The sequence below is a fragment of the Methylobacterium aquaticum genome, from assembly GCF_016804325.1.
Classification (GTDB): Bacteria; Pseudomonadota; Alphaproteobacteria; order Rhizobiales; family Beijerinckiaceae; genus Methylobacterium; species Methylobacterium aquaticum_C.
On record NZ_CP043627.1, the window covers coordinates 6,580,202 to 6,592,904 of the forward strand.

At 60.4% G+C, this 12,703-nt stretch carries 14 protein-coding genes, 6 pseudogenes and 1 other annotated feature; of the genes and pseudogenes, 15 read left to right on the top strand and 5 right to left on the bottom strand.

The genetic code is table 11. The features are described from left to right. Positions 1 to 41: 41 nt before the first annotated feature. The 4 genes and pseudogenes from F1D61_RS30410 to F1D61_RS30425 all read left to right on the top strand — a co-directional run bounded on the left by F1D61_RS30410 (position 42) and on the right by F1D61_RS30425 (position 2,516). A pseudogene (locus F1D61_RS30410) lies at positions 42 to 1,332 on the top strand (IS3 family transposase). Then, positions 323 to 461: a sequence feature (AL1L pseudoknot), on the top strand. Its footprint overlaps the pseudogene before it by 139 nt. Before the next feature lie 49 nt (positions 1,333 to 1,381). Beyond that, positions 1,382 to 1,648, top strand: coding sequence for a hypothetical protein (locus tag F1D61_RS30415; protein ID WP_203155654.1), 267 nt, complete (start codon positions 1,382 to 1,384; stop codon positions 1,646 to 1,648). 6 nt (positions 1,649 to 1,654) lie between these two features. Next, the gene (locus F1D61_RS30420; RefSeq protein ID WP_203155655.1) at positions 1,655 to 2,161 is read left to right on the top strand and encodes a hypothetical protein; all 507 of its coding nucleotides are present in this window, start codon (positions 1,655 to 1,657) and stop codon (positions 2,159 to 2,161) included. 1 nt (position 2,162) lies between these two features. After that, positions 2,163 to 2,516, top strand: coding sequence for a hypothetical protein (locus F1D61_RS30425; RefSeq protein WP_203155656.1), 354 nt, complete (start codon positions 2,163 to 2,165; stop codon positions 2,514 to 2,516). 261 nt (positions 2,517 to 2,777) lie between these two features. Here the strand turns inward: F1D61_RS30425 and F1D61_RS30430 are convergent, their stop codons facing one another. Together F1D61_RS30430 and F1D61_RS30435 are read right to left on the bottom strand one after the other, a co-directional pair. After that, complete coding sequence (locus tag F1D61_RS30430) at positions 2,778 to 3,119, bottom strand: hypothetical protein (protein WP_203155657.1); 342 nt, start codon at positions 3,117 to 3,119, stop codon at positions 2,778 to 2,780. 567 nt (positions 3,120 to 3,686) lie between these two features. Next, a pseudogene (locus tag F1D61_RS30435) lies at positions 3,687 to 3,923 on the bottom strand (hypothetical protein); the annotation flags it as partial. 201 nt (positions 3,924 to 4,124) lie between these two features. On the opposite strand from F1D61_RS30435, the pseudogene F1D61_RS30440 reads away from it, so the two are divergent. Then, positions 4,125 to 4,439 (top strand): annotated as a pseudogene (locus F1D61_RS30440) (Y-family DNA polymerase); the annotation flags it as partial. Here the strand turns inward: F1D61_RS30440 and F1D61_RS35490 are convergent. After that, positions 4,413 to 4,570 (bottom strand): annotated as a pseudogene (locus F1D61_RS35490) (IS66 family transposase); the annotation flags it as partial. The pseudogenes F1D61_RS30440 and F1D61_RS35490 sit on opposite strands and share 27 nt — an antisense overlap. 250 nt (positions 4,571 to 4,820) lie before the next feature. Here F1D61_RS35490 and F1D61_RS30445 point away from each other — a divergent pair. The 3 genes and pseudogenes from F1D61_RS30445 to F1D61_RS30455 form a co-directional block, all read left to right on the top strand. Further along, positions 4,821 to 5,549 carry an FkbM family methyltransferase gene (locus F1D61_RS30445; protein WP_203155658.1) on the top strand — a complete coding sequence of 243 codons (729 nt, stop codon included), beginning with the start codon at positions 4,821 to 4,823 and terminating at the stop codon, positions 5,547 to 5,549. Positions 5,550 to 5,553: 4 nt separating this feature from the next. After that, positions 5,554 to 6,159, top strand: a pseudogene (locus F1D61_RS30450) (DUF4113 domain-containing protein); the annotation flags it as partial. Between the two features lie 892 nt (positions 6,160 to 7,051). After that, a pseudogene (locus F1D61_RS30455) lies at positions 7,052 to 7,579 on the top strand (transposase); the annotation flags it as partial. A 288-nt stretch (positions 7,580 to 7,867) separates the two neighbouring features. Here the strand turns inward: F1D61_RS30455 and F1D61_RS30460 are convergent. Then, entirely contained in the window at positions 7,868 to 8,698 is an 831-nt protein-coding gene (locus tag F1D61_RS30460) for an IS5 family transposase (RefSeq protein WP_203155659.1), read from the bottom strand. 517 nt (positions 8,699 to 9,215) lie between these two features. Here F1D61_RS30460 and F1D61_RS34885 point away from each other — a divergent pair. From F1D61_RS34885 to F1D61_RS35495, 6 genes are all read left to right on the top strand, one after another. Next, complete coding sequence (locus F1D61_RS34885) at positions 9,216 to 9,506, top strand: MetQ/NlpA family ABC transporter substrate-binding protein (RefSeq protein ID WP_281437027.1); 291 nt, start codon at positions 9,216 to 9,218, stop codon at positions 9,504 to 9,506. Continuing rightward, positions 9,503 to 9,676: a MetQ/NlpA family ABC transporter substrate-binding protein gene (locus F1D61_RS34890; RefSeq protein ID WP_281437028.1), complete on the top strand. Its 174-nt coding sequence runs from the start codon at positions 9,503 to 9,505 to the stop codon at positions 9,674 to 9,676. Before F1D61_RS34885 ends, F1D61_RS34890 begins: the two co-directional genes overlap by 4 nt. 77 nt (positions 9,677 to 9,753) lie before the next feature. Further along, entirely contained in the window at positions 9,754 to 10,014 is a 261-nt protein-coding gene (locus F1D61_RS34895; protein ID WP_281437029.1) for a MetQ/NlpA family ABC transporter substrate-binding protein, read from the top strand. Between the two features lie 48 nt (positions 10,015 to 10,062). After that, entirely contained in the window at positions 10,063 to 10,254 is a 192-nt protein-coding gene (locus F1D61_RS35160) for a hypothetical protein (RefSeq protein WP_348649473.1), read from the top strand. 8 nt (positions 10,255 to 10,262) lie between these two features. Then, positions 10,263 to 10,589: a hypothetical protein gene (locus F1D61_RS30475; RefSeq protein WP_203155661.1), complete on the top strand. Its 327-nt coding sequence runs from the start codon at positions 10,263 to 10,265 to the stop codon at positions 10,587 to 10,589. A gap of 249 nt (positions 10,590 to 10,838) precedes the next feature. Then, positions 10,839 to 11,090: a hypothetical protein gene (locus F1D61_RS35495; RefSeq protein WP_203159392.1), complete on the top strand. Its 252-nt coding sequence runs from the start codon at positions 10,839 to 10,841 to the stop codon at positions 11,088 to 11,090. A gap of 219 nt (positions 11,091 to 11,309) precedes the next feature. Here the strand turns inward: F1D61_RS35495 and F1D61_RS30485 are convergent, their stop codons facing one another. Continuing rightward, the gene (locus tag F1D61_RS30485; RefSeq protein ID WP_203155662.1) at positions 11,310 to 11,723 is read right to left on the bottom strand and encodes a hypothetical protein; all 414 of its coding nucleotides are present in this window, start codon (positions 11,721 to 11,723) and stop codon (positions 11,310 to 11,312) included. 104 nt (positions 11,724 to 11,827) lie between these two features. On the opposite strand from F1D61_RS30485, the gene lexA reads away from it, so the two are divergent. Continuing rightward, positions 11,828 to 12,571, top strand: coding sequence for a transcriptional repressor LexA (gene lexA / locus F1D61_RS30490; protein WP_203155663.1), 744 nt, complete (start codon positions 11,828 to 11,830; stop codon positions 12,569 to 12,571). Positions 12,572 to 12,703: the final 132 nt, after the last annotated feature.

Below are 12,703 nucleotides of genomic sequence, written 5' to 3' on the forward strand. Positions count from 1 at the left end.
CCGGGTTTCCCGGAGGCTCCAACTTCTGAGAGGATGGAGCCATGACGAAGCGAACAACGCCGTTTTCCCCTGAGGTGCGTGAGCGCGCCGTGCGGATGGTCTGCGAGCACGAGGGCGAGCATGGCTCGCAGTGGTCGGCGATCCAGTCGATCGCCGCCAAGATTGGCTGCTCGGGCGAGACACTGCGGAACTGGGTGCGCCAGTCCGAACGCGACCAGGGCGTGCGTCCTGGCCGGACGACGGACGAGCGCGAGCGGATCGAGGCGCTCGAACGGGAGAACCGTGAGCTACGCCAGGCCAACGAGATCCTGCGCAAGGCGAGCGCATATTTCGCGATGGCGGAGCTCGACCGCCGGTCTCGGCCATGATCAGCTTCATCGACGATCATCGGGCCGTCTACGGGGTCGTCCTTCGAGAGCCTCAGGATGAGGCCGATCTGCAGGGTGCTGCCGATCGCCCCGTCGACCTACTACCTGCACGCTGCCCGGCGTGCCGATCCCGAGAAGCAGCCGGTTCGCACTCGCAGCGACGCCGCGTTGATGATCGAGATCCAGCGCGTGTTCGAGGCGAACTTCTGTGTCTACGGCGTGCGTAAGATCTGGCGGCAGCTGGCCCGAGAGGGGATCGTGACCGCGCGATGCACGGTGGCGCGGCTGATGCGCAGGATGGGCTTGGCGGGGGTGGTGCGTGGCAGAACCGTTCGCACCACGATCCCTGACCCGGCCGCAGCTTGCCCCCTCGACCGCGTCAACCGTCAGTTCAAGGCGCCCCGGCCGAATGCTCTGTGGGTCAGCGACTTCACCTACGTGGCGACGTGGTCGGGCTTCGTCTATGTGGCCTTCGTCATCGATGTGTTCGCCCGACGCATCCCCCGGGTCCGGCTTCGCCGGCCCGAGGGCAGGCTCCGGCTGGCGAGCCTCGCGCAGTGCTCACGCGAGCTTCGTTCTGGATGCTCTGGAACAGGCGCTGTACGAGCGTCGTCCTGTCCAGGGCAGCGGCCTGGTTCATCATTCGGACCGCGGCTCGCAATACTTGGCTTTGCGCTACACTGAGCGCTTGGCCGGAGCGGGTATCGAGCCGTCCGTCGGCAGCGTCGGCGACTCATACGACAATGCCCTCGCGGAGACGATCAACGGCTTGTTCAAGGCAGAGGTGATCCACCGACGCGGCCCATGGCGCTCCTTCGAGGCGGTCGAGTACGCCACCCTGGAATGGGTCGACTGGTACAACCACCACCGCCTGCTCGCGCCGATCGGCAACATCCCTCCCGCCGAGGCCGAGGCCGAGGCGCACTATTATACCCACGTCAGCGACCAAGCCTTGGCCGCCTGACCCAACACAAACAGCCTCCGAGAAACCCGGAGCGGTTCACATCGAGCAGATGGCGAACGCCGTGACCGAGTACGCCAACAACGCCGTTCCGGGCTCGGTGACGGAGGGCAGGCTGTCGATCAACGTTGGCTCGCAGGTCATCGCCAAGGCGGTGCAGCGGGCGGTTGACGCGGCGCCGGCTAAGGCGATCGAAGCGGCCGGTGGGCAGGCCGGTCTCACCGAGATCGTATTCCGCAAGCTCAATCTCGATCATGACGCCAACGAGCACAACACCCTGGCGCCGGTCATCGCCTCCCTACCGGCGACGGCGCGGTAGGGTGCCATGCTGTTCCCCGCCGGCCCGAGCGCACCCGCCCACCCGGCGGGCGCCTACAGCTTCAACCGCCTATTCGAATGGGCCATGGCGGTCATGATGCTGCTGATCGCCGTGACGCTCGCGATGCCGGGCGACACGATGGAGCAGGCCGCGCTGAAGCCGATTGCGGAGGTTGGCTTCAACGACGGCAACATGGCCTTCTTCTTCGGGGCGGTGGGCGTGCTGCGGGTCACCGCTCTCTGGCTCAATGGCCACATCAACAACAGCATTACAAAGCCGAACGGTGCCAACGTCCGGGCCGTGTGCTCGGCGCTCGGCGCCCTGGTGATGGGGCAGCTGACCCTCGCCCTGGTGGTCGACGCCTTCACCGCCGAGGCACCGTCCTTCGTCATCCCGGTCTTCGGGACCCTGACCGTGTTCGAGGCCATCTCGTGCTACGTGGCACGCCTCGATGCGGTCGATCGCCGAACCCGGCTGGGCCAGGCCCTCGCGGTGCTGGAGCGGATGAAATAACATGGAGCACCTGATCGCACTGCTCCCCCTGCTGTCGTCGATGCCGGCGCTCCAGGTCTTCGTCGGTGGCGCCGTTGCCATGATGTGCGTCGCCATGGTGCTGCGGGCGAACAAGGACAAGCACGAGGTGCCGCCCCCGGCGCCCGGCACGGTGGGGGACGCTATGGTCCACCTGCAAGGGCTGGCCGAGTACCTGAACATCCTGCGCGACCTGCGGGAGATCGGCCGTCAGCAGGTCGAGCACCTGGCCCGGATAGCTGAATGCCAGCGAGCCGCGCGAGAGCAGCTGACGGCGCAGACAGACCTGCTCCGCAGCATCGACCGGGAGCAGGTTCGCCAACACGGCCACGACTGACCTCGGAACCCGTCCCGCCGCCTACCCGTTGGCCCGGCGGATCTTCAGTGGACCCGAGACCCCGCTTTCAGCCCCGCGGCAGCCGCCGAGCGGGGATTTTTTCGTATCCCATTCGTTAAAATTCAAAGATACTCTGTTTAACTGAGTTCTTATGCCCCCTACATCAGGAAAATGTGCAAGGACCGCAAATGTGTTCACTGTAATTTTCCTCAGGGCCGGCTTTGGATCATGTAAGTTTATTTATGTTTATTTCAGAAATATTTACGCTTTAAAGAGCGAAAAATTCTTTGACGGCAATCGCCCTTCGTATGCTCCAGCCGAATAAAAATGCTCAGCGGCGCTATTAATGCTTCCTGATTTGATAGCAGATTTTACATCAGGATTTTCACGTAGGTAATATTGCTCGTCAACTGGTATTTTATATGGTAATTTTCCTTCAAAATAGCCGTATTTTACGAAATGTTCTTTTGCGCTTGCAATCGATCCAGCCTCAATGGAAAGTTTGACGTCTTGATGCCGCTCCAAATACCAGTCCTCATCAACTTCTATGCTGGCGAGCGCGCCTCTCAATATATCATGGAGCATATCCTTGCTTAATGTCAATTCTAGGCTTCCGTTTGTTGGTCTATGATACTTAATACGCTTCTGAATGTAAGATAGTAACATTGTCTAATCCTTGATGTTTTCTGCTTTGGCCTCGCGGCGTCATGCCGGACTAAAACCGCAGCGATTATCGCGCCTTACGTATATAAAGGCCCTCTAGTAACGGAATGTACGTGCTGATAGGCTGAATGTTCTCGGGCATGCCAAGGGTCATTTCTGGAGAAAGAAGCCCCAATCGCTTGAGGTGCTTACTCCGATAGGAAGCGCAGCGCTGTGGCATCTTGTCGTGCGGACTGACAAGCCGTCAGCTTCAGCCTGACGCACCAGCTCTGTCAAAACGAGTTCAAGCAAAGCGACAATAGCAAGATCTGATAGTTTTCTGCGAAACTTGGCGACATGACCAAGCATATTCCACATAATTAGTTATATAATGAACATCGTTCCACCTCGTGATTTTATGCATATTATCCTCCCCTACGACATGTACCCAATGCCCAGGCGTCCTAATTTCTGGTCTCCTCGTCCCACTGTGTAGGCGCTAAAGAGTTTCGCCAGCTGCCCCACTATCTCGGCGAAGTCCTCCGGCACCTCGCCGAACTGACCGAGGATCGTCGCGCTCTCGAGTTCGCCCGTTTCGTCGTCCGCCACGATGCGCAGCGCCGCCGTGCCCGGCATCCGCTTGACGATCACCTCCGCCCGCTTGAGCGCCCCATTCTCGGTCGGCGCAACATCCCGCGCGCCCGGCCGCAGCCGCTTCCGGTGGATCCCGAACGTCTGCACCATGAACGTCGTCCGCATCCCCACGACGATCTCCTGATCCTGTCATCCCTGCTCCACACAGGCTCGAAGCGTGGCCTTGATCGGGAGCCGGCTGTCCCTCACGTTCTATAACCAAGAGACGGACCAGGAATTCGCTCTGGAGGACCTAGAGGAAGGCCTAATCTGGGGCGTGCTGTTGTTCTCGGTGCGCTGGCACGACGTAAAGGCCCGGGCGAGTCTCGTGCGATGAGCCACGCCATCGCGCTTATCGACGGCAACAGCTTCTATTGTTCCTGCGAGCGCGTGTTCAACCCGAAGCTCGCCGGTGTTCCAGTGATCGTGCTCTCGAACAACGACGGCTGCGCCATCGCCCGCAACGCCGAGGCCAAGGCGCTCGGGATCAAGATGGGCGAGCCCTTCTTCAAAATCCGCAACCTGTGCCGCCAGAAGAACGTGCGGGTTTTCTCCTCGAACTATGCCCTCTACGGCGACATTTCGGCCCGGGCGAACACGATCCACCGGCAGTTCGCGCCGGAGGTGGAGATCTGCTCTGGAGACGAGGACCTGCGCAACGAGGCCGCCGGTGGACAGTCCGTCCTCGATCAGCAGGCGGGCGCGGAGGTCTGTACGACCACGTTCTCGCAGGCGCGACAGGCATAGCGCGGGCGTCTGATCACGATAACCCACACCTGCACAGATTAACGCTGTCGGCTTCGATCAAGAACGTCTTCAAGGTTCATGGTCGGGGTCTGCACAGCAAGTTTCTCGTAATAATTGTAAAAGATATCTTTTTAGATCGATTGAGTCTCCAAATATTCCAATAAATTACTGTAATGGAAAGTATTACACGAAATACCTGGTATTTTTTTCATAAATTCATCTTGACTTATATCAAATTTGTGATATTTTCGAGTGTCTCATGATAATAATCAGAGCAGAAAAATGTCGGTGCATGAAATTCTTAAAGTCTGCCATTCGTTACGCAGCAATTTTAGTACATCGTCTTTATATAATTCGAGAGAGCGTGAATTTGTAGCGTATGTCGTTCAAAATGCTCATTTGTCAAGCAGTCAATTGTTCCAGGATCTTTGGGTTTTGTTCAATACGCGAGAAAAAAAAGATGGATATTTTGTAGAATTTGGTGCTTGCGATGGCGAAAAACTCAGCAATACTATCTTACTTGAAAAAATTTTTGGATGGGATGGCGCAGTGGCAGAGCCTTGTAAGGAGTGGCATGATAAGCTTTATAACTCCCGTTCATGCTATATAAGCAGCAAATGCATATTTTCTCAAACGGGACACATATTAGAATTCAATCAGACATCTGATCCTGCGCTGTCGACTCTTGAAACTTTTACGTCTTGCGATCATCATGCAACTTTGCGCGAAAGCGGCTTGCGCTATCCAGTAGAAACAATTACTCTTGAGGATTTTCTAATTGAGGCAAAATCTCCAAAAATTATTGATTACATGAGTATAGATACGGAGGGCAGTGAGATAGATATCCTGCTATCTTTTGATTTCAGTAAATACGATATAGGTCTGATTTCTATCGAGCATAACTATACAAAACAAAGACGCGAGATATTTGATTTGCTATCAAAAAACGGCTATAGGCGTGTTTTCGCGAACTTTTCTGATTTTGATGATTGGTATATAAAAACAAAATAAATGCATAATCCATACGCTGTGCGGCCACGCCTGCCTGCCGCTTGAGATCGTGCCGGCGCGCCGGAAGGGTGCGCCGTCGCCCGTGGCTTCTCCAGCCGGATCACCGAGAGGACGATGCTGGAGCAGGCGGCGGCGCACGCCATACGGCTCGGCGAGAAGCTGCGGTGGGGCGGACTCGCAGTCTCGGCCGTGACGATCTTCTGCCACACCAGCGCGCACGACCGCGGCGACCCGATGCGCGCGGTCTCGACGGTGGTGCATCTCCCCGAGGCGACGAACGACAGCTGCCACCTGATCCAGGCTGCCCTCCATGGCGTGGCGAAGACCTGGAAGGAGCAGGGGCTGACGCCCTGGCGCTACGGCAAGGCGGGCTCGTCACGAAGGATCTGGTACCGCTCGACGGGGCCCCCCGCCCACTATTCGGACCCTCGAGCGGGAAAAGTCCGGTGCGCTGACGGCGGCCATGGACGCCTGCAACAGCCGGTTCGGATGTGGCACCGTCGTGCCGGCGAGGGCGGGGCTGGTCGAGAAGCGCACTTGGTCGACGAAGTTCGAGATGCGCTCGCCGCGGTTCACGACGCGGTTGAGCGAGGTGTCGAGCGTGTCGGCATATCCCGTAGGCGCCCGCCGTCTCCCCTCCCATCCAGCCGCTGCGCCGCCCGCCTCAGGCCTCCCACCGCGACCCAGGCGCAGGCCAGCACCAGGACGGAGGTGAGGGCGAGGTAGGTGCCGGAGGTCATCTCCGCCGTCGTCGTTTGGGCTGCGGGCTAACTGGCGCAACAAATCGTATTGGGCCGCGGTCATCTTCGAGAAAAAATATTGTGAGCTGACCGAGAAAGCCAAACAAAATGAGAATAATGCCGGCCAAAAAAGATAATGATATTATAAATTTACTAATGCGATAGGTTTACTATTTTCTCATTGGGTACTACTTCATGCCCATGCCAACAAACGCGCTTGTAACTATTACCAAAATCGCGTTCTGATTTACGCAAATAGCATATGATATCTTTAAGGGGGGCTGAATTGCCTTTGATATCAAAATTCTTTATCGTGATGAGACAGAAATCAGAAGATGTGGTCGAGAATGAGAAAGTTAGAAGCAGGGCTCCAAGGAGGTTGGCGCAGCAATGCGCAGATCGTGGCAATTTTCCGTTTTGTCATATCGCCAACTCCAATGGGTGGTTATTTCCATCGGAATTTTAATTTTTGCCATTGGCGTTTATCTTGGGATTATGAATTTTATGGCGCGTCACCCCTGATAGCCCAATATCGGGAGGTGTAAGTATGCCATTTCATGTAACAATCGGTCGTGTGTGGGCCATTCTCGGCTAATCCATGGTCGTGTCCCTTGGAGTGGTGTAGCTGGACGAGAGCGGGAGAGCCCGCCTGCGCGCCCTCACAGCGCTGTAGCAGGCGGGATCTCACGCGGCGGTGGCCATCGGCGGTGACGGGTTAGGATCGGGTTGTGAGCCACCAACCCCGAACCCGGGAGACCTCCGATGACCGATGCCGTTATGAGCCTACGGGCGCTGGCTGAGAAGAGCGCCGACGCGGACGTGCTGCGCGAGATGATCGGCTTTGCCGCGCAACGTCTGATGGAACTGGAGGTGGGCGGCCTGACCGGCGCGGCCCATGGCGAGAAGGCCCCGGAGCGGCTGGCCCAGCGCAACGGGTACCGTGACCGGGACTGGCAGACGCGGGCCGGCACCGTCGAGCTGCGCATCCCGAAGCTGCGGACGGGGAGCGACTTCCCAAGCTTCCTGGAACCACGTCGGATGACCGAGAAGGCGCTGACCGCGGTGATCCAGGAGGCCTACGTCCAGGGCATCTCAACCCGCGCGGTCGACGATCTGGTCCAGGCGCTGGGCGGGACGGGCATCTCCAAGAGCCAGGTCAGCCGGCTGTGCCAGGAGATCGACGAGCGGGTGAACGCCTTCCTCGACCGGCCGATCGAGGGCGAGTGGCCCTATCTCTGGATCGACGCCACCTACGTGAAGGTGCGCCAGAACCACCGCATCGCCCCGATCGACGATGATCCCCTCGTCAGCCTGCCAAACCTCGCAGTCTGATCAGTCCGGCCCTGCCGGTCATCGTGGTGGACCACAAGCAGCTACACCACGCTACTCACCGGAAGCCCATCAGGCGTTGATGGACGATGACCTGACCAGCGCTTCACCTCGTCTTCGCTCGCTCGTAGTCAAGATACGCAGTATTCGCGTGTCGAAGAAGAATCTCGGTACGGCGCCAGTCTAGAGCAGATGCAACGCTCGCGAGCTCGACCTGACCAGCGGACTTGAGAGTCCGTTAGGAAAGAGTTAACCCATAGTAATTGACGCGAGCAATCGGCCGATTGATGCGAACAGCATCGCACCTGCCGAGACATGGAGGAGCGTTTCGTTGTCGGTCTTGAGGTGCCGCGAGCCCGTGAGAGCGGCTATGCTCTGCTCGACCTTCCACCGCTTTGGCAGAAGAACAAAGCCCTTCGCCCCCTCCGGTCGAAGGACGACCTCGACCGCCCGCTTCAACCCAGACTGAACGGCATCGACGACAATGGTCTCCACCCAAGGATAGAGGCGCACCAGGCGCTTGACCAAGGCGAGGCCTCCATCCTGATCCTGGACGTTGGCCGGTGTCACGCTGACGGCCAACAGACGCCCGCCGCTGTCCACCACCAGGTGTCGCTTGCGGCCGAGCACTTTCTTGCCCGCGTCATAGCCGCGCTCGCCTTGCGGGGCATCGCACTTGACCGACTGAGCATCGATGATCGCGAGGGTCGGACTGGCCTCGCGCCTGTCTTGCTCACGGTCACGCATCACGAGATGATGGTTGATGCGATCCAAGTGACCGCCATCGACCAGAGCTCGCCAGTAGTCGTAACAGGTGCTGGACGGCGGGAGATCTTTGGGCATGGCATCCCACGGGATGCCGTACCGCTGCACGTAGCGGATGCCATTGATGATCTCCTGAAGGCTGTAGGTCCGTGGCCTGCCGATCCCTTGAGCGATGGACAGGAATGGCTCCAATTCGCGCCATTCGTCCGGCGTCAGATCGCTCGGATATCTCTGGTTGCGGCGGTCATACCGCGCCCTATTCTCTTTGGTCCAAACCACGGCCGAGCCATCAAGCCATTCACGACGTGCTGCCATTCCGCATAACCTTTAAATATACTGATGTCAGACTTTCCAAACGGACTCTCAGAAGTTGGAGCCTCCGGGAAATCCGGGGCGGTTCATCGAGGACAGGAAGGCGAGGGCTTGGCGGCGGTCCGGCATGACAAGCCTCGAACTTGAGGAGAGCGGGAGGCCGTGCGCTCGGCCGGAGTCGCCCGGCCGTGGCGGCACCCGCGCATCGGGTTCGGGCGCGGCGCGGGATCGGCATGCTCCACTCCATCGCAGCCTCAAGTCAATGAAAATATTCTTTTTGAAGAACGATTTAGTTGGAGGCGGACTCTCTCCTGATAATTGATTTAGTGCGTTTATTTCAAATTTCACTTGTTGATACTCTTATATCTGCGGGGCCTTGTCCCGTGAGCCGGTTTCCGCGACAAGCTCTGCTCCTTCGTCCGTTGCCAAGCGTTCTTTGTGAGGAACGATCCTGCATTCGTCGGCATAGGTCCGGATGCGGGACGCGGCGCTTTTCGGACCTCTTCCACGGGACGGAACCATGCTTGCCTTTGACAGACGCACCCTGCTCGCTGCCGCGGCTCTCTCGCTCCTCTCTGGCGCCGCTCTCGCCGCACCGTTGCGGATCGCCGCCTCCTCGGTGCCGCATGCCGAGATCCTGCGCTTCGTGAAGGAGAAGCTCGCCCCCGGTCTCGACATCAAGATCATCGAGATCTCCGGCGACATCCGGCCGAACTCCCTGATCCTCAACGGCGACGCCGACGCGAACTTCTTCCAGTATGCGCCCTACCTGCACACCGAGGGGGCCAGATCGGCACCACCTTCGCGGTGATCGCCGCCACCCATATCGAGCCGCTCGGGATCTACTCGCGCAAGGTGAAGAGCCTCGCCGACGTGCCGGCCGGCGCCACCGTAGCCCTGCCCAACAACGCGACGAATCTCAGCCGCGCCTTGAACCTGTTGCAGGCAGACGGCCTAATCAGCCTAAGAGCCGGCCTCTAGGACGGCCAGCTCGCAACGCCGTCGGATATCGCCGACAACCCGAAGCGGATCGCCCTCGTGCAGGTCGCCCCGCCCAATTGCCGCGTTCCATCGACGACGTGACGCTCGCGGTCATCAACGGCAACTACGCGCTCGAGGCAGGCCTAACCCCGGCGAAGGACGCGCTGGCGCTCGAGAAGGCCGAGAACAACCCTTACGCCAACATCTTCGTCACCACGCAGGTCCCGGAGAAGGACCCGTGGGTGCAGCACCTCTCGGCGCTCCTCGCCTCGCCCGAGGTCGCGACCTTCATCTGCGAGAAGTACCGTGGCTCCGTCGTACCGGTTCACGGCGGCTGAACGGCGGCGATCGCCAACATCGTCTGGTCCGGCTTCGGCAAGCCGGCGATCAGCCAGGTCGCCTCGACGCTCGCCGCCTTCCACGACGATAGCGTGCCGCAATATCCGTTCGACGTGAGGCGCGCCGAGGCGCTGCTCGACGAGGCCGGGTTCAAGTGCGGGCCGGACGGCATCCGCTTCTCGCTTACCCACGACTTCCTCCCTTACGGCGGCGACGTAAGCGGACCGGGGAGTACCTGAAGCAGGGGTTGAAGCGCGTCGGCATCGACGTGACCATCCGCAGCCAGGACACCGCGGCCTTCACCCGGCGCGTCTACGGCGACCGCGACTTCGACATCTCGAGCACGTGGTTCGCCGCTTTCTCCGATCCGCAGGTCGGGGTGACGCGGGCCTATCGGTTGGGCTGGATCGGCAAGAACACGCCCTGGACCAACGGTTCGGGCTACCGCAACCCGGAGATCGACGGGCTGATCGCCAAGGTCCAGGCCCAGGCCGAGCCGGACCCGGCCGCCCGGGTCGCGATCTCAAGCAGTTCCAGCAGATCGTGCAGCGCGACCTACCATCGATTTCGCTGATCGAGCTGCGCTTCTTCTCGCTCCACGCGGCCAACCTGAAGGACGTGGTCACCCGCGGCGACCGGATCTACGGCTCGCTGAAGCACGCCTGGTTCGACACGGGGACAAGCGCCCGCGGCACCGACACAAGCAGCGCCCGCGGCACCGACACGAAGAGCAACCAAGCCGGTGACGCGCGCGACGACGGGACGGCGTTTCTGGGCGCGGCGGCTCCCCCAGATGGCGGTAGTGATGCTCGGGATTGGGACCGTGAACTTCTTCATCCTTCACCTCGCGCCGGGCGATGCGGCGCAGGTGCTCGCGGGCGAATCCGGCTTGGCGACGCGTTCGCGCCGACCCTTGGGGTTGATGTGGTCGCGGCTGGCGATGTCCTTGATGATGCGGGCCCGTTCCATCGAGCGCTTGGGCGCAGTAGGGGCAGGTCGGATCAGTGCATGGCGCTACTGGCACTCGGTCGATGTAGCATCATCGCGCTTCAAGGGGGCTTCGACGGGGCCGTGAAGCTCCGTCAAGCGGGCTTGAATTTCATGCGGAAGGCTGTCGAAGCGAACTTCGCAGATCTGACCAGAGCGGCCACCTTGACCATGCGCCGTCCGAATTTCGGGAACGACACCCCGCCAGGGCGTGGTCCGTCCTGTGTGAAATCGTCGGCAGACCTTATGGAATGCTTGCCGGGTGATCCCTGCAGCCTGCGCGATTCCAGCGGCGCCGTAGAATTTTTCACGGTTGCCCCTCTTCAACGTCCAGGGCTGCGGCCATCAATTCGTTGATGATTGCTTGGCTGCGTTTGCTACGACGTTCCCCTTTGGGGGCTTTATCGACAGTTTGTCTGTTGACGCCTTTAGCGACCCGCTCCTTATCGAGAGTGGTGCCTTGGGCCACGAGCCCAGCCCTCACGGCCCTGTAAAGGTCCGGCGAGCCGATGATAGCCACAGGGAGAGCGCGCTTGATCCGGCGCATGTTGCACGGGAAAACGCGTGCTCGCAGCATGTTACAGATATCTGGCGGCGGAGTGCCCTGCGACCTCGCCTTACCAATCGGCATCGGAATAAGTTGTTGATATAGTGAGAGTTTTCCGAAGCTGTCGCCAAACATCTCCGATCGCCCGCCGCCAAAAAGCTTCGACGCGCCCACCCTTCGCGCCGCCTTTTCGAACCCGCTTGCGGAACACTTGCGGAACGCTTACCATGTTCGCGATTTGTTTCCGGAGCGCGGCAGCGCGGGGATGAGAGTGTCACATGCTCACGCGTAAGCAGTTGGACCTGCTCCGCTTCATTCAGCAGAGGATGCGGGAGACGGGCGTTCCCCCGTCCTTCGACGAGATGAAGGACGCCCTCGACCTCAAGTCGAAATCGGGCATCCATCGCCTGATCACCGCCCTGGAGGAGCGCGGCTTCCTGCGCCGCCTGCCGAACCGGGCCCGGGCGATCGAGGTGATCCGCCTGCCCGACACGGTGACGGGGCCGGCGCAGGCCGCGCCCGCCCCCGGGGCCGAGGTGGTGCGGTTCAACCCCAGCGTGGTCGAGGGTGGGCGTGCCCACGAGCCGAAGCGGCAAGCCGGCATCCCCGCCATGGCGACCGCCTCGGACGAGAACGGTCACTCGGTCAGCGTGCCGGTGATGGGCCGGATCGCCGCCGGTACGCCGATCTCGGCGATCCAGAGCCAGAGCCGTACGGTGGCGATGTCGCCGGACTTCCTGGCCAGCGGCGAGCATTACGCCCTGGAGGTGCGCGGCGATTCGATGATCGAGGCCGGCATCCTCGACGGCGACCTCGTGGTCATCCGCCGCCAGGAGACCGCCAATACCGGCGACATCATCGTGGCCCTGATCGACGACGAGGAGGCGACCCTGAAGCGCCTGCGCCGCCGCGGCTCGTCGATTGCGCTGGAAGCCGCCAACCCGGCCTACGAGACCCGCGTGCTCGGGCCGGACCGGGTGCGGATCCAGGGAAGGCTGGTGAGCCTAGTGCGGAAGTACTGAATCGATTCGGGGATTGGCGCATCGCTCAACCCTCCCCCCTCTGCGGGGGAGGGTAGTCCCTGCGTCAGCAGGGGCCGGGAGAGGGGCAGCGCGACGCTGTTCCAGGTGGCGCCCGTCACCATGGTCGCTCCC